We start from the raw sequence: 15,715 nt of genomic DNA, 5'->3' as shown, positions 1-15,715 counted from the left end.
AAGGTCGGGTCTCGCTTAATCATCTCCCTCGAACGCTTCGGCCTTCTTGTGATGCTCGGCGCTAAAGGCCATCTCGACCTTGACCTTTTTGATGAACTGCTTAACAGCCCTGGCGGAATCCTTGATCTTCAACTGGTCAAAGAGGAACGCGAACTTGGACTCGACCTCTTTGGCGATCATGCCCCTCTCCTTGATGGACATGATATCCTTCTTAAACGGCCCAAGGGCTTTCTTCCTTGATTTATAGAAAAACTGCTCATCGGTCATGCCCGGCTTGAATTCGTTCTTGGCCTCGACCTTCAGCCAATCGTAGATCTTTTTCTTCAGGTCTGCGGGAAAATGGGGGCTGTCGAACACCATGTTCTGAAACTGTGTCGCCAGGTGCACCTCCGCCGCGTCGAACTCCGGAAACTTGTGAAACTCCGTTTCGGGCAGGGTCGATGCGCCGTGCTGGACAGAACCGGCCATCTTGAATTCTTTTTTGCACACTTCGGAGATGCTCTTCAACACGTTAAAATCGAGCTTCACCTTGGCGATCGTTCCGTCGGGCAGAACGGTGCCGCCATGGCTCGTGCCTGTCTGGACGCTGATCTTGGAGATCCCCTCCATGCCCCGAGGAAGTTTCTCCAGATACAATTTCATGAAAGCGCGCATATCTTCCGGGGTGGAATTCTTGCTTCCCACCTCGCCGATCTCGCCGCCGACGGAAACGGTAACGCCTTTCGGCTGGATGCCGCGGATATAGGCGGTCAGTTCCGCGCAGATCTCGGAATTCAGTTTCTGCTGGGCCAGGAGATCTTCCTTACTCAAGTCCACAACGGTGGAACTGTCGATATCGATGTTATAGAAACCCGCCTCGATCGCTTCTTTGATCAGTTTTTTCAGACTCTCGACTTCCTTCTGAGGGTCTGCCTGATAATTCTTGGCGTTGACCTGGAAATGGTCGCCCTGAATGAAAACCGGGCCCTGATATCCCTCACGCACCGCCGCGGCCAGGATCACGCTCGTATACTCCAGAGGCTTCTGGTCGGTGTAGCCCATCTCGGAACGGGCGATCTCAAAAACGAATGCAGCCGCGTTGATCTTCTTGGCTTCCTTGAAAATGGCGCGCGCCATATCGTAGGTCAACGTGCGCAGGTTCATCGCCGGCACCGTGTAGCCGCCCTGTTTGCCCTCGCCCCTGGCCTTATATAAATCATGGATCGAAGCAGGCCAGACATCTGCGCTGTAGGCTGCCTGCCAGATCGCATTGACCGCATTTTCTTTTGTTTTGGCGTCAGACCCCGTCACAAGGTCCATCACCAGGCTGTCCATCTTCTTGCTGTCCATGCTTACGACTCCTTTCACATCGGATGAGTTTTCGCTTTTAAAAACGCAAAAACTAGGTTAACAGTTTAATCAATCTCAAGTCTTCTTTTGTGTCAAACGTCACGGGTCTCAGCGCTTCCTCAAAATCCACGACGTGGACCTGGTCGTTCAAGACGCCGACAGCTACGCCGCTGACGCCCTTGATAAGGAGTTCCACGCCCGCCGCGCCCAGCCGGTTGCCGAGGATGCGGTCCTCGGCTGTCGGACTTCCGCCGCGCTGGATGTGCCCCAAAACGACGACACGGGTTTCCAGATCCGTGATCTCTGTGATCTGCCGGGCCAGCTCCATTCCTTTGATCGCCCCCTCGGCCACGACGATGATCCAGCTCGCCTTTCCCCTGATATAGCCCTCGGTGATCTCGTGACAGATATCCTGAATATCGAACTTCACCTCCGGGATCAGCACCTGCTCGGCGCCGCCGGCCAAGGCCGACTTCAGGGCGATGTAGCCGCTGTGATGACCCATCACCTCGACGACAAAAATTCTTTCCATGGAATTGACGGTATCCTTGATCTTGTCGATGGCGTCGAGCGCCGTCTCCACCGCCGTATCCGAACCGATGGTCCTGTCTGTTCCGTTCAAATCATTGTCGATAGTCCCCGGCAGGCCCACGCAAGGAATATGCCATTCGCGGGCCAGGATCTGCGCACCGCGATAGCTGCCGTCGCCGCCGATGACAACAAGCGCGTCGATAGAATTACGCTGCAGGATCTCGACTGCCCTCTTCTGGCCTTCTTTAGTCATAAACTCGGGGCACCGTGATGTCTTCAGGATCGTGCCTCCGCGATTGATGATGTTCGACACCGAGCGATGGGTCAAGGGCTTGAGATCGTCGTTGATCAATCCCGTGTAGCCACGGAAGATGCCGTAAACTTCCAGCTTATGGGCAAAGGCCGTGCGCACGACGCCGCGGATGGCTGCGTTCATGCCGGGAGCATCGCCACCGGAAGTCAAAACGCCTATTCGCTTAATCATGGCTCTCCTGCGGCATTTCCGCCGGTCGTCGGATAGATGGCGACCGGCGAGATCTCGCCAGCTTCGCTGGCGGACATCCCAGGTGCGTCACCGCCGCTGGTCAAGACTGCGATGCGTTTCAACGCCATATTTTCCTCTCGTCGCCGGCACGCTTCACGCCTACAACTGCGTTTAAAGCCCTTCCACTCTCAGGCTTCTCGGATAATCGATGATCGTCGTGTAGGAAACCTCTTTTTTGGCGCGCGGGTCCAGCTTGAGCTCCCAGCGCCAGACGCCCTTCTTGTCCTTATAATCCTTTTCCTTCGGTTCCGGCGTGACGCGTTCTACACGCACCTTGATGCGCTCGTCTTCTGAGACGGGGACGGAATCGAACAGCTCAAACGTGATATCCTTGTTCTTATAATTCTCGATCGTGGTCTTGAAGACGATCATGATCTTGCGGTTCGGAGCCGGAATGCCGCCCAAAAGGACATCATCGACCTTGCGCTCGATCTCTTCTTTCTTGACCTTGACGTTCTCGTCAATGCCCAGATAGAGATCAAACTCCTCGCCTGGCGCTATCGCCGCCAACTGAGAAACCCCCACAAAATCCCCCTCCAAAAACACATTCATGCGGCCGGGCAGGAGCTGCAGATCCTTCTGGTTGGTGACGCGCGCCGTCAGGTAAGCAAAGGCGCTTGCCTTCGGATACGCCGAATACTGGAATTTGGCGTCAAGGTCCTGCGCCAGGACCGGCAGCCTCTCTTCGGAACCGTCCGCCTTGATCGACGCTTTCTTGGAAATCTTATAAACGATGGAAACGCCTTTCTCTTCAACGGCGGCATACTCCATCTTGGCCTCTTCCTCTGCCGGCGCCAAAGCACCCGCAACCTCCATCAACTCCTCTTTATCCATCGCCTGATCTTCAGCAACAAGCATTGCTTTCGAGCTAAAAATCCCTTTACGTCTGGAGGCAGACTGAGGCGGCTGATAAGGCCTCAGGATCCACGATGAAAGCTCCGGCATGTGCCCCGAGACCGTCGGCTTGGCCGTGGAAAGCGTCACCTCCACGTCCTCCCAGTCTTCGCCTGTCTTCTGGCGAACGACGCCAAAACCTACAAGCTCCACCCGGGATTTATCAAAATGCGTGCGCGCCTCATACACCGGATACCAGGACGCGCCGCGGACCAGATACGTTACTTCCAACGTCAAAGAACCGGCCCTGGTTGCCTCCACATCGACGGCGATGGACCTCTTCATTTTCTGGGAACGGGATATCTGGGCCAATTCCCTCTGCAGGACGTCCAGCTGTTTACGGACATCCCTTTCCTTGACATCCAGGCCTTGAAGAACGGCGTAATAATCCTTATAAGAAGCGTCCAGGAAACTCAAGAGATCGCCCAACTCTTTGGCCTGGGGCATCTTCGTCGCCATGTCCTCGGGCAACTGATCCGAGGAAAAACTTAAAACCGCATCCAGCAGTTGTTTCTTGGAAATCGCGACACTTTTGGCGTCGCCGATCTTCCTAAGCTCATCTGCCGCAGCCTGGATCTGTTGTTCAAGTTCTTTGACGTGCGTCCCGGCCGCTTCCTGCAAAAATTCCTTTTTCACGCGGGCGCCCATGATCTTGACGGAAGCCGTCCCCTTGCCGGAAACCTTCAGGGAATCCTCATCGATGTCCGGGACGATATCGGCAAATGATATCTCTTGAGCGCCGACGGCCAGCTCGACCGTACCTACCCTTGTGATGAGCGCACTATCAGGATAGACAGTCACCTGGCTGATACGAGAATCGACGTCTTTGGCGAAAACGGGGCATGCCGCAACCAACGATAATGCGACGATAAAGAAAACCTTGAAGACCTTCATCCCTCGCTTCATGGATTCCTCTCAATTTCCCGCTGAATGAGTTTGTGCGAAATTGACCCCGAGCTTCCTTCAGCGCCTATCTCAGAAACGAGGGGCCTTAATCTTTACTCCAGGGGTGAATTGACCCCGAGTCCGACTTTTGGACGAGGGGCGTTCCTTGATGTCGAGCACTATGCGCCGCACTACGTGCCCATCTCCCAATGAGGCCCAAGCTTATGGAACATACGTGAACATAAGCTTGCCGGCCGAATTGATCCCGACAACAGCGAAAAAATTTCAAAGAAATTTTTGATGCGTTTTGTTGTCGGGACAATTCCTTGATGTCTGGCGCTATGCGCCGCACTACGTGCCCATCTCTTAATGAGGCCGCAACTTAAGGAACGAGCAACGCGAGTGAACATAAGTTGCCTGGCCGAATAACCCCGAGTCCGACTTTTGGACGAGGGGCGTTCCTTGATGTCGGGCACTATGCGCCGCACTACGTGCCCATCTCCCAGCTTGCCAGATACTTCTTCTGTTCCATCGTCAGGCGGTCGATCGTAACCCCCATGGAATCCAACTTCAATTCTGCGATGCGGCGGTCGATGTCGACGGGAACTTTATACACTTTTTTCTCAAGCTTGCGGCAATTCTTCTTCATGAATTCCGCAGACAGGGCCTGGTTGGCAAAACTCATGTCCATGACCTGTGCCGGATGCCCTTCGGCGGCGGCCAGGTTGATCAGGCGGCCGTCTCCGAGAAGATAAATCCTGCGGCCGTCGCGCAAAATGAACTCCTCGACAAAATCGCGGGTCATGCGCTGTTTGCGGCTCAACCGGCGCAAGCCGGGGATATCGATCTCGACATTGAAATGCCCGGAATTGCAGACGATCGCCTTGTCCTTCATGACAAGGAAATGCTCGGGTCTGATCACGTTGATATCACCTGTGACCGTCAAAAAAATATCGCCGATCTTCGCCGCGCGGGCGATGGGCATCACCTGGAAACCGTCCATGACCGCTTCCAAGGCTTTGAAAGGATCCACCTCGATGACGATCACGTTGGCGCCCAGCCCCTTGGCGCGCATGGCGGCGCCGCGGCCGCACCAGCCGTAACCACAGACGACAAAATTCGTGCCTGCGACGAGCTTGTTCGTCGCGCGGATGATGCCGTCGATCGTCGACTGTCCCGTGCCGTAACGGTTATCGAAAAGGTATTTCGTCTGGGCGTCGTTGACGGCGATAATAGGATAAAGAAGCTTCTTTTCTTTCTCCATGGCCCGCAGGCGGATGACGCCCGTCGTCGTCTCCTCCGTCCCGCCCAAAGGAATATGCCCTTTCCTCTTATGGATGACCGAAACTAGGTCGGCGCCGTCGTCCATCGTCAAGTCAGGCTCTGTGGCCAGAACGGCCTCGATATGCTTGTAATACCTTTTATGATCCTCCCCTTTGATGGCAAACACAGGGATCCCGTAATCTTTGGCGAGAGATGCCGCCACGTCGTCCTGCGTCGAGAGCGGATTGGATGCGCACAGGCTCACCTGCGCGCCGCCCGCCTTGAGCGTCAGCATGAGAACGGCGGTCTCCGTGGTCACGTGCAGACAGCAGGCGACCTTTGTCCCGGCCAGCGGTTTTTCTTTAGCGAATCTCTTGCGGATAAGATTCAGGACCGGCATGTTATCGTCCGCCCACTCGATCCTAAGCCTTCCCTTTTTGCTCAACGACGCATCCTTGATATCGTAAGGCATCTGTCTCCTCTATTTAACCAAAAGTTTGTCGAGTTTTTTGAGTTCGTTGAGTCTCTTGGGCTAAAAACGACACGCGGGCTTCACTCAAAACAAACTCAACGAACTCTATCAACTCAATGAACGATTTTTTACTTAACCTCTTTCTTCAGCGCTTCCACCTTGTCCGTCTTTTCCCACGTAAAGCTCTCTTCGCTGCGGCCGAAGTGGCCGTAGCAGGCCGTCGCCAGATACTTGGGCTTGCGCAGATCGAGATGCCTGATGATCCCCTGCGGCGTCAGATCAAAGATCTTGCGCACGGCCAACTCGATCTTTTCATCCGACGCCTGCCCTGTCCCAAAGGTGTCGATGAAAAGGCTCACCGGCTCCGCCTTGCCGATACAATAAGCCAGCTGGATGAAACATCTCTTGGCGAGCCTGGCGGCCACGATGTTCTTGGCGATGTAACGCGCCATATATGTCGCCGAGCGGTCGACCTTGGTCGGATCTTTTCCGGAAAAAGCGCCGCCGCCGTGCGACGTAACGCCGCCATAGGTATCGACGACGATCTTGCGGCCGGTCATCCCCGTATCCGACTGCGGGCCGCCAATCACGAACTTGCCTGTCTCGTTGACGAAATAAGTGGTCTTGGCATCCACGAGCCCCTTGAGGACGGGTCCGCCCACGACATCGATGATCTCCTGGCGGGCTTTTTTCGTGATTTTATTGCCGGACTTATCCAGGATGTCCTCGGTATGCTGACAGGCCAAAACGACATTGTCGACCCTCTTGGGCAAGCCGCCCTCGTATTCAACGGTCACCTGGGATTTGCAATCAGGCCCCAGATAGGGCAGGATCCCCTCTTTGCGCACCTGGGCAAAACGGCGCACCAGCTTATGCGCCAGCATGATCGGCAACGGCATAAGCTCATCGGTCTCGTCATTGGCATAACCGATCATGATGCCCTGGTCTCCGGCGCCGCCGGCGTCAACGCCCTGGGAGATATCTGGAGATTGCCTGTTGATCGCATTCAGGATGGCGCAGGTATGAAAATCGAACCCGTACTTGGGGTGCGTATAACCGATGTTCTCCAGGACGCGGCGCGTAAGACCATGGATATCGATATGAGACCTGGTGGTGATCTCGCCGCCGACAATGATCAGGCCCATCGTCACATACGTTTCGCAGGCCACCCGCCCCTTTTCGTCATTCTTGAGCACCTCGTCCAAGACAGCGTCCGAGATCTGATCACACACCTTATCGGGATGCCCCTCGCCTACGGACTCCGACGCAAAAAAATATTTCCTGTTCGTCATTTAAGATTCCTCCTTAATCCGCCTCCGGCGGATTAATCCCGAAGCGTATCTTGAAAATTTATGGATGCCCGCCGAAGCTCTGGCGAGGCTGGGTGCAGACAAAAATTTTCAAGATGATTACGCAAGGGATAATGTTGATTTTGCTTTCTATAAATATATTTTTCTTAACAGTATGACCTATGTCATCTCCCCATTATACCTGCCGATCACCTGCTTATACGAATCCAAGTGGCCGATGTCGACCCAATGGTCTTGTTTCAACACAAGGCCATAGACGCGGCCCTTCTCCATGAGCCAGCGGATATAGTTGCCCGAGGCGTCATTGGATGTCGTCTTGTCCTGCGCATAGACCTCAAGGTCCTGGAGCGTCGAGGCCGGAAAATAATACAGGCATGTGGCCACAAGCGTCGAGGCCGGGCGCTCGGGCTTTTCTTCGAACCGGACAACCCTGTCGTCTCTGTTGATGCTGACGACACCGAAACGGCCGGCTTTCGTTTTATCTCTGATGTCAAACAGCCCCAGAGAGGCGTACGGCCGATGCCGCCTGGCAAACCGGATAAAGCCGTCAAACGGCCTGCCGAAAAGATTATCTCCGCCGACGACGAGAACATCGTCTTTGATCTTCTTCTTGGTGACGACGTAGTGAATGTCGCCGATCGCCCCCAGCCGGTCTTCATTGGAGAGGGTACCGTCGTCCTCGATACGGATCAGACGGCCATGCGGATGACGCCGCGCCCATGCGTTAAAATCGCCGCTGAACTTATGGTTCGTGACCACCGTGATGCGCCGCACGATGCCCGCAGACACAAGGCCGTCGACGATCAGATCGATCACCGTCTTGTCGCTCGTGATCCGCAAGAGCGGCTTCGGGATCCCCAGCGTCAACGGATACAGCCGCGTGGCATAACCGGCGGCCAGGATGATGGCCTCCAGAGAACCCGACGTCTCCTGCGGTCGCTTTTTCATCTTTCTGAATCAGGCTAGTTCCCGTACATCTGCGGAAGAAGATCTTTCAATCGGCTCGTCAAAAATGTGTTGACCTCCTGGCCCGTCGCCAGACCCAAAGCCTCCTCGGCAATCTTCTTGGCCGTTTCATAGCTGATGGCACGGATCACATTCTTGATCTCAAGCAAACTCGCCGAAGGCATGCTGAACTCATCCAAGCCCAGTCCCAAAAGCAAAATGGCCAACGAAGGCTCACTCGACATTTCACCGCACATTCCCACCCAGATATTGGCGCGGTGGCCCGCCTCGACGACATTCTTCACAAGACGCAGGACCGCCGGATGCGTCGGTTCGTACAGGTAAGCGATCTTTTCGTTTGTGCGATCGACAGCCAAGGCGTATTGGATCAGATCGTTGGTGCCGATGCTGAAGAAACCGACCTCGCGCGCCAGGACATCGCTGGTCAGCGCCGCCGACGGCACTTCGATCATGGCGCCGATCTCGATGCCGGCGTTATAGGCAATGCCCCGCCCTTTAAGCTCTTTTTTTGCCTCTTCCACCATCTCTTTGGCGCGCCTGAGTTCCTCAACGCCGGAAATCATGGGGAACATGATCTTCAGATTCCCGAAGACGGACGCGCGCAGGATCGCGCGCAGCTGGGTCTTGAAGATGTCGGGCCGGCCCAGACAAAAACGGATCGCGCGCCACCCCATGAAAGGCGACATCTCCTTCGGCAGGTTGAACTGGGAAATAAACTTATCCCCGCCTAGGTCCAGCGTGCGCACGATCACCGGCTTATCTCCAAAGGTCGTCGCCAGGTTCTTGTAGGCCTCGAACTGCTCATCTTCCACCGGCAGGTCCTTGCGGTTCATGTAGAAATATTCCGTTCTGTAGAGGCCGACCCCGTCGGCACCATGCTCCAGGACAGAAGGGATCTCGTCCGGAAATTCGATATTGGCCGCCAATGTCACATGCCGGCCATCCGTGGTTTGGGCCGGGAGGTTCCTGATGGCGGCCAGCGTCTCCGTCTGTCCTTTGAGTTTTTCTTCCTGGACCTGATATTTCTTGAGGGTGTCGGCATCCGGAGACACGATCACGGTCCCGGAAGCCCCGTCAACGATCACGATGTCGCCGTTCTTGATCTGTTCGGTCGCTATCTCAAGACCGACGACAGCGGGGATCTCCAGCGACTTGGCCATGATGGCGGTATGCGATGTCTTACCGCCGATGTCCGTGATAAATCCCTTCACGCGGTTCTTGTGCATCGAGGCGGTATCCGACGGAGAAAGATCGTGGGCCACCACCACCACCTCGTCCTCAAGCTCTGCCAGGCCTTTTCTCATCCGGCCCAGAAGGTTGCGCAGGATCCTGCGGCCGACATCATTGATATCGCTGATGCGCTCCTTGAGGTATTCGTCCTCGATCTTGGAAAAAACGTGGGCATAACGCTTCAACACCTGCGAAAAGATATAATCGATATTAAGCTTTTCTTTTTTGACGCGGGAGATGACCTCCTCGATCAGCATGCGGTCTTCCAGGACCAAAAGATGCGCATCGAACACCTCGCCGTGTTCGCTGCCCATATCGGCGGCGATCTTCTTCTGTAGCGCGATGATCTCCTGGCGCGTCTGGATCAACGCGTCTTCAAAACGGGAAATCTCCAGAGGGACCTGGTCTTCCGTAATGTCGATGGGGGCGACATCCAGGTCTTCCTTGCCGAAAACGAAGGCCTTGCCCACCACGATCCCCGGCGCTGCCGGTATGCCTTTTAAAATATTCTCATTCATCGGATCTCAACAGAACTTCCAGTTCATTGACGGCCTGCTCCGCGTCGGCGCCTTCGGCGACGATCGTGATCTCGCAGTCTTTTTCTGCCGCCAGCATCAGGATGCCCATAATGGATTTGCCGTTAACGACCTCATTGTCCTTGACCACCTTGATCGCCGAATCATATTTATTGGCGATCTGGACAAAAAGCGCCGCAGGTCTGGCATGCAATCCCTGTTTGTTATTGACCTTGACTTTTCTTTCCACTCTCTTGATCATGAAAAACTTCTGGAGCCCAACAGGCATGACCCGTGGATCTCTTTTGTTCGCCCCTGGCCGCCCCGGGCGGACAGGGAACTCTGGCAAAAGGATCAGGAATTCCCCGCGCGTTGTAAATTCAACAAATCCGCCACAATCCTGGCCAGCTTGCCGGCGTCGTGCCTGACATGATCGCTTGCGCTGACCAGGTCCTCCTCGATGACGCCGTATCCCATGTCCTTGATCGCCTGGGTATCGGCCTCAACGGGAACAGAAGATTCCCGACCATACTTATCGAGAAGGCAGACGGGCACGCTGCCGGTGTTCACGATGCAGGCGTCCAAAATCTTCGGGTGCGTATGTTTCACCAGTTCCCCGATGTGATCGGAAGCCTTAAAGCCGTTCGTCTCTCCGGGCTGCGTCATGATATTGCAGACATAGATCTTGGAGACCTGCGAGGCGACCACGGCCTCCCGAATCTCCCTGATCAGGAGATTTGGGATAATGCTCGTGTAAAGGCTCCCCGGGCCGAGGATGATCAGCTCCGCCTCAAGGATTGCCCGGACGGCATCTGGTGCGGCCGAAGCGCTGTTCGGCCGGATAAAAATCTTTTTTATGGGAGATCCTGCCTTCGGGATCTGGGCTTCTCCTTCTGTCAGGCGGCCGTCGGCATGTTCCGCCGCCAGAACCACCTTTTCCAGGGTAGACGGCAGCACCCGTCCGCGGATCGACAGAACCTTGCTGGATTCCTTCAATGCCTTCTCAAAATCCCCCGTCACTTGCGTCATCGCCGTAATGAAAAGGTTGCCGAAACTATGCCCGCTGAAATCCGTATCCTTTTCAAAACGATACTGGAAGAGCTGATTCATCATGGTCTCTTCATTGGCCAGGGCCACCAGGCAGTTGCGGATGTCGCCCGGCGCCACGATATCGAACTGCTGACGCAGACGGCCCGAAGAACCTCCGTCGTCGGCCACGGTCACGACCGCCGTAATGTTAGACGTGTATTCCTTGATGCCGTGCAGAAGAACGGACAAACCCGTCCCGCCTCCGATCGCCACGATCCTGGGACCATGCTCCAGGAATCTCTTCTGATAAAGGATATCGATCAGGTGGCCGTCCTTATGGGGAAGGATCAAGGAGACGACGGAAATCATCATGTTCTTGAACCCCGAAATCAAAAGCATAATGCCCAACAGGACGTTGGCATAATACACGAACGCGATCGGCGCGGTCAGGCCGCCGCGATAAGTCATGATCCCGCCCACACCCACCATCATGAGGATAAGACCTAAAAGAGACAGGAAGGCCCACCTCTTGACACGCATGCCGGGATACAACCATTTGAAGAACGCCCTGAACTTATAATTTTTTATCATCTTCCGTCTCGATGATCCTGATGACGTCTTTTTTGTCTTTGGCGGCCTTGAGAGTATCGCGGAAATACTTGTCCTTGATCAGCCTCGAGATCCTTGCCAGCGCCTTGAGGTGCGGGCCAGCGGAGTCCTGGGGCGCCAGGAGCAAAAAGAAAATGTAGACAGGCTCGCCGTCCAGCGAATCAAAATCCACGCCCTTGCGCGACAAGCCAAACGCGCCGACGAGGCTTTTGATGCAGTCCGCCTTGGCGTGCGGGATACCGACGTTATGCCCGATGGCCGTCGAACCCAAAGCTTCACGCGCCAAAAGCAGTTCCACCACCTTGTTCTTGTCTTTCTTATCAACATCGCCGCTGACAATCAAAAGCTCCACCAGCTCTTTGATCGCCTCGGTCTTGTTGACGCTTTTGAGGTCGGTCGTTATCGCCTCCTCTGAAAGAAAATCCATGATTTTCATCAGGTCCTACCCTCCTTGTTATCGTAAAAACTTGATTTGTATTTTCGTATCGCGAAAGGCTGGTGTCACGCCTGGAATGAGATCCTCTGCAGCAAACCAACAGAGGGGCTTAGGTTTTTGCGGCCTTATCTTGCCCGGATGAAAAAGCCGCGGTTAGATGAACCCATTTCTTCGAAACCGCGCACACAAGCAGCACGGCGATTCACAAATTGGAGCGGCACCGTTCCGGCCTGCTCGCCTTATCCTCTTCGAGGAGACTTGCGCACTCGGCTCACAACGGCCTTCTCGGTATTGGCCAATTTTTTTCTCTGCCGCAAAAATTGGCCAAGAGACGGGATTTTTCCTCTTCCGCCCTGTTCGTTAAAGACAAGGGTAGGATCCCGCCCTCGAAAAAAATCATAGGCGGGAAAATCCCGTGTGCACTTATAAAACGTAACTCTCAAATGGAGCGGGAGACGGGATTTTTCCTCCTCCGCCTCGCCTTCGCTCGGCTCCTCCGGAACCGGGCACCCTCGCTCGAAGCAGTGCCGCTCGGGTTGCCTTCAAATCCCGGTTTACCTCAGTAACAAACCGGAACTTGAAAGAATAAAACGTAACTCTCAAATGGAGCGGGAGACGGGATTTGAACCCGCGACATCAACCTTGGCAAGGTTGCGCTCTACCAACTGAGCCACTCCCGCATAAAAATCATTGTCAAAAATGCAAGCCATCGGGATTTTCCGTCTCGGCCTGCCCCTGAACAAATTTTGCCGGCATGCGCGCTTGAATTCCCTGAACATCTCGCCATCTCATGCCGCGGGAGAGACTCGAACTCTCAAGTCCTTGCGGACATTAGGTCCTAAGCCTAACGCGTATGCCAATTCCGCCACCACGGCAAAATTTTTACGGGGCAATACTGCCTGCCGCCCTTGCGGAAGGACCCGCAAGGAACGAATAATCCGCCACCACCATTTCCCTGACGGATGTACTCTACTGGAACATGGGCGCACGGCCGCCGGCGCATTAGCTGAGGCCGCCCGCCGACGTTGTGTCGGAAGGCGTCACGTCCACGGCATCAAAGCCGGCTTGTCAAATTTTTCAAAGAAAATTTGGTGAGCCGGCCGCGGCTGGAACGCGTCGCTCCTCGCGTGCCTGCTTATCGCACATTAATGAGCAGGCAGCTCGGTCGCTCCCCAAAGGGGCCCTGCCCCTATGGCGGGCTCATCCGCTTGCGCGGCTTCGCTTCTGTTGCCCCGAAAGCGCGGGGGAACTTTTCCCCCGCACCCCTTTGCGTTCTCGCCGCAAAAATCGAAGCAATTGTCAAAAATCAAATGGTGAGCCGCCCGCGGCTCGAACGCGGCACACCCGCCTTAAAAGGGCGGTGCTCTACCAAATGAGCTAGCGGCCCGAAATTTTCGATCCAGCCGCTAGGCACCTCAAAGATTGCCCGCCAAAGTTCTTGGCGGGTCCGCCACGTCTCGTGGCGGAAGCTAGCGGCCCAAGGTTGTACCTCTGTTTGTGTCCTCTGGACACATCGAGGTTATTCCAAAATGTTTACGTCCTGAGCAAAGCCCTTCGCTCTGCGAAGGGCGGCCCGTAAAACTCACGTTGTTCGTCAGGGACCAGTCCCGAGTGACCGTCAAAAACCCTGGTCGCGAGGGGCGGCCTCAATCTATACTTCCGTTAATTCTTTCTCTTTATCTTTCAGGATATTCTCGAGATCGGCCATGCATTTATCCGTGATCTTCTGAATTTCATCCTGGGAACGGAAACGCTCATCTTCCGGTATGACCTTGTCGGTCTCCAGTTTCTTGACGGCATCATTGGCGTCCCGGCGGATCGTCCGCAGGGAAATGCGCCCTTCTTCGGCCATCGTCTTGACCACCTTTTTCAACTCTTCGCGGCGTTCCTGCGTCAACTGCGGGATCTGCAGACGGACCAGCTTGCCGTCGTTGAAAGGCGTGATCCCAAGGTTCGATTTCGAAATGGCTTTTTCGATCTCGGGGATGACCGTTGCGTCCCACGGCTGGATCACGATCAGGCGCGCATCCGGCACCGTGATGGACGCCAAAGACTTCAGGACCGTCGGGGTCCCGTAATAATCCACGTGCAGGCCTTCGACCAAGTGCGGAGAGGCCCGGCCCGTGCGGATCTCCGCGAAATTGCGCCGTGCCGCCTCAATGGCCTTCTTCATCTTGCTCTCTGCATCCTTGACGATGTCGCGCGTCCCCATAGACACCCCCCTGCGTAAACCCCAAACCCTAAGCTCTAAATCCTAAACAAAAAGATAAACTCAAAAGTCAAAAAAGATAAACAGTATGATATTTTGAGTCTTGGGTTTGCTTAGGGTTTATTAATTAACAACTGTCCCTATCTTCTCACCCAAGATGATCTTCTTGATATTGCCAGACTTCGTCTGGTCGAAAACGACGATGGGCAGATAGTTATCCATGCAAAGGCTGACGGCCGTTGCATCCATCACCTTCAATTTTTTGTTCAAGACGTCCATATATTTCAAGGACGCGAATTTTTTGGCCTTCTTGTTTTTCATGGGATCGTCCGAATAGACGCCGTCGACTTTCGTCGCCTTCAGGATCGCGTCGGCATTGATCTCCATGGCCCGCAGTGCGGCGGCCGTATCGGTCGTAAAATAAGGGTTCCCCGTCCCGGCGACAAAGATGATGACGCGTCCCTGTTCCAGATGCCGGATGGCCCGGCGGCGGATATACGGCTCGGCGATCTGGTGCATCTCGATCGCGGTCATGACGCGCGTGGCCACGTCCTTTTTCTCCAGGGCATCCTGAAATGCCAGGCCGTTGATGACGGTCGCCAGCATCCCCATGTAATCGCCGACCGCCCGCTCGATCTTGTAGCGCGTCGTGCCGGACTGCCCGCGGAAAATGTTGCCTCCGCCCAAAACCACGGCGACTTCCACGCCCATGCGCCGGATCTCGGCGATCTGCTCCGCCAGGGAATCCAGGATGGAAGCGTCGATGCCGTGGGCCTGGCGGCCCTGCAGGGCCTCGCCGCTCAATTTGAGGACCACGCGCTTGTAAACGGGTTTATTTCTCATCTTCGCCCAGTTTAAAGCGGCAATACCGGCGGATCACGATGTTCTCGCCGATCTTGGCCACCGTCGCCGTCAGATAATCCTTGACCGATTGTTTCGGGTCCTTGATGAAGGGTTGGTCCATCAGACAGCGGACTTTGAAGAAATCTTCCTTCTGCGCGTCGTTCAAATCCTTGATCTCATCCGCCGGGACATCCTCGCGCTTCAGGCACTGCGGGTCCGTCGCCGCCACCTGCATGGCGATATCCTTGGCAAAACGGGCGAACTCCTCGTTGCGGGCGACGAAATCCGTCTCGCAGTTGATCTCGACCATGACACCGATCTTGTTGCCTGTATGCACATAGGCCTCGATACGGCCCTGGTTGGCCGCGCGCGACGCCTTTTTGGCGGCGATCTCCAGCCCCCGCTGCTTAAGCAATTCCGAGGCCTTCTTGATGTCGCCCTTGGCGTCATCCAGGGCTTTCTTGCAGTCCGAAACCGACGCCGACGTCAACTCCCTCAACTCTTTGATGATCTCTATCGAAACAGCCATTGCACGACTCCTTTAATGAGCGGACAATTTACGCGAAGCGAATAACACAAGCGAGCGTAAATTGTAACAGCGACAAAATATCGGTGCGTCCGCGAATTAAACCCAGCACTAATTTTACCGC

At 55.1% G+C, this 15,715-nt stretch carries 14 protein-coding genes and 3 tRNA genes; all 17 read right to left on the bottom strand.

Going from position 1 to position 15,715, the window contains the following annotated elements:
• Window positions 1-15: 15 nt before the first annotated feature.
• Entirely contained in the window at window positions 16-1,329 is a 1,314-nt protein-coding gene (locus tag BU251_RS00875) for a class II fructose-bisphosphate aldolase (protein WP_128699026.1), read from the bottom strand.
• 52 nt (window positions 1,330-1,381) lie between these two features.
• Window positions 1,382-2,341, bottom strand: a complete 960-nt coding sequence (gene pfkA / locus BU251_RS00870; RefSeq protein WP_128700926.1) for a 6-phosphofructokinase — start codon at window positions 2,339-2,341, stop codon at window positions 1,382-1,384.
• Entirely contained in the window at window positions 2,341-2,466 is a 126-nt protein-coding gene (locus tag BU251_RS09580; RefSeq protein ID WP_275405395.1) for a hypothetical protein, read from the bottom strand. The genes pfkA and BU251_RS09580 overlap by 1 nt, the downstream gene beginning before the upstream one ends.
• Window positions 2,467-2,515: 49 nt before the next feature.
• A complete protein-coding gene (locus BU251_RS00865; RefSeq protein ID WP_128699025.1) occupies window positions 2,516-4,204 on the bottom strand; it encodes a mucoidy inhibitor MuiA family protein in 1,689 nt (562 codons plus the stop codon).
• Between the two features lie 466 nt (window positions 4,205-4,670).
• Window positions 4,671-5,918: an adenosylhomocysteinase gene (ahcY, locus tag BU251_RS00860; RefSeq protein ID WP_128699024.1), complete on the bottom strand. Its 1,248-nt coding sequence runs from the start codon at window positions 5,916-5,918 to the stop codon at window positions 4,671-4,673.
• 128 nt (window positions 5,919-6,046) lie between these two features.
• Window positions 6,047-7,210 (bottom strand): methionine adenosyltransferase, encoded by a 1,164-nt coding sequence (gene metK / locus BU251_RS00855; RefSeq protein ID WP_128699023.1) that lies wholly within the window; start codon window positions 7,208-7,210, stop codon window positions 6,047-6,049.
• A 177-nt stretch (window positions 7,211-7,387) separates the two neighbouring features.
• Window positions 7,388-8,176, bottom strand: coding sequence for a nucleotidyltransferase family protein (locus BU251_RS00850; RefSeq protein ID WP_128699022.1), 789 nt, complete (start codon window positions 8,174-8,176; stop codon window positions 7,388-7,390).
• Between the two features lie 14 nt (window positions 8,177-8,190).
• Window positions 8,191-9,942 carry a phosphoenolpyruvate--protein phosphotransferase gene (gene ptsP, locus BU251_RS00845; protein WP_228767818.1) on the bottom strand — a complete coding sequence of 584 codons (1,752 nt, stop codon included), beginning with the start codon at window positions 9,940-9,942 and terminating at the stop codon, window positions 8,191-8,193.
• Window positions 9,935-10,201 (bottom strand): HPr family phosphocarrier protein, encoded by a 267-nt coding sequence (locus BU251_RS00840; RefSeq protein WP_128699021.1) that lies wholly within the window; start codon window positions 10,199-10,201, stop codon window positions 9,935-9,937. Before BU251_RS00840 ends, ptsP begins: the two co-directional genes overlap by 8 nt.
• Window positions 10,202-10,293: 92 nt before the next feature.
• Window positions 10,294-11,559 (bottom strand): gluconeogenesis factor YvcK family protein, encoded by a 1,266-nt coding sequence (locus BU251_RS00835; RefSeq protein ID WP_128699020.1) that lies wholly within the window; start codon window positions 11,557-11,559, stop codon window positions 10,294-10,296.
• Complete coding sequence (locus tag BU251_RS00830) at window positions 11,543-12,013, bottom strand: PTS sugar transporter subunit IIA (protein WP_128699019.1); 471 nt, start codon at window positions 12,011-12,013, stop codon at window positions 11,543-11,545. The genes BU251_RS00835 and BU251_RS00830 overlap by 17 nt, the downstream gene beginning before the upstream one ends.
• A 604-nt stretch (window positions 12,014-12,617) precedes the next feature.
• Window positions 12,618-12,693, bottom strand: a tRNA-Gly gene (locus BU251_RS00825).
• A gap of 111 nt (window positions 12,694-12,804) precedes the next feature.
• A tRNA-Leu gene (locus BU251_RS00820) sits at window positions 12,805-12,888 on the bottom strand.
• 436 nt (window positions 12,889-13,324) lie between these two features.
• A tRNA-Lys gene (locus BU251_RS00815) sits at window positions 13,325-13,400 on the bottom strand.
• Between the two features lie 264 nt (window positions 13,401-13,664).
• Window positions 13,665-14,225, bottom strand: coding sequence for a ribosome recycling factor (frr, locus tag BU251_RS00810; protein WP_128699018.1), 561 nt, complete (start codon window positions 14,223-14,225; stop codon window positions 13,665-13,667).
• A 120-nt stretch (window positions 14,226-14,345) separates the two neighbouring features.
• Window positions 14,346-15,065, bottom strand: a complete 720-nt coding sequence (gene pyrH, locus BU251_RS00805) for a UMP kinase (RefSeq protein WP_128699017.1) — start codon at window positions 15,063-15,065, stop codon at window positions 14,346-14,348.
• Window positions 15,055-15,594: a translation elongation factor Ts gene (gene tsf, locus BU251_RS00800; RefSeq protein WP_128699016.1), complete on the bottom strand. Its 540-nt coding sequence runs from the start codon at window positions 15,592-15,594 to the stop codon at window positions 15,055-15,057. The genes pyrH and tsf overlap by 11 nt, the downstream gene beginning before the upstream one ends.
• Between the last annotated feature and the right edge of the window lie 121 nt (window positions 15,595-15,715).

The organism is Candidatus Velamenicoccus archaeovorus (assembly GCF_004102945.1).
Classification (GTDB): Bacteria; Omnitrophota; Gorgyraeia; order Velamenicoccales; family Velamenicoccaceae; genus Velamenicoccus; species Velamenicoccus archaeovorus.
The sequence above is the reverse complement of the archived record's forward strand: the minus strand, read 5'-3'. Positions and strand labels throughout refer to the sequence as shown.

Excerpts from the sequence above, each read along its gene's own strand:
- BU251_RS00875 (WP_128699026.1), bottom strand. The coding sequence starts at position 1,329 with ATGGACAGCAAGAAGATGGACAGCCTGGTGATGGACCTTGTGACGGGG.
- BU251_RS00865 (WP_128699025.1), bottom strand. The coding sequence starts at position 4,204 with ATGAAGCGAGGGATGAAGGTCTTCAAGGTTTTCTTTATCGTCGCATTA.
- ahcY (WP_128699024.1), bottom strand. The coding sequence starts at position 5,918 with ATGCCTTACGATATCAAGGATGCGTCGTTGAGCAAAAAGGGAAGGCTT.
- metK (WP_128699023.1), bottom strand. The coding sequence starts at position 7,210 with ATGACGAACAGGAAATATTTTTTTGCGTCGGAGTCCGTAGGCGAGGGG.
- BU251_RS00850 (WP_128699022.1), bottom strand. The coding sequence starts at position 8,176 with ATGAAAAAGCGACCGCAGGAGACGTCGGGTTCTCTGGAGGCCATCATC.
- ptsP (WP_228767818.1), bottom strand. The coding sequence starts at position 9,942 with ATGAATGAGAATATTTTAAAAGGCATACCGGCAGCGCCGGGGATCGTG.
- BU251_RS00840 (WP_128699021.1), bottom strand. The coding sequence starts at position 10,201 with ATGATCAAGAGAGTGGAAAGAAAAGTCAAGGTCAATAACAAACAGGGA.
- BU251_RS00835 (WP_128699020.1), bottom strand. The coding sequence starts at position 11,559 with ATGATAAAAAATTATAAGTTCAGGGCGTTCTTCAAATGGTTGTATCCC.
- BU251_RS00830 (WP_128699019.1), bottom strand. The coding sequence starts at position 12,013 with ATGAAAATCATGGATTTTCTTTCAGAGGAGGCGATAACGACCGACCTC.
- frr (WP_128699018.1), bottom strand. The coding sequence starts at position 14,225 with ATGGGGACGCGCGACATCGTCAAGGATGCAGAGAGCAAGATGAAGAAG.
- pyrH (WP_128699017.1), bottom strand. The coding sequence starts at position 15,065 with ATGAGAAATAAACCCGTTTACAAGCGCGTGGTCCTCAAATTGAGCGGC.
- tsf (WP_128699016.1), bottom strand. The coding sequence starts at position 15,594 with ATGGCTGTTTCGATAGAGATCATCAAAGAGTTGAGGGAGTTGACGTCG.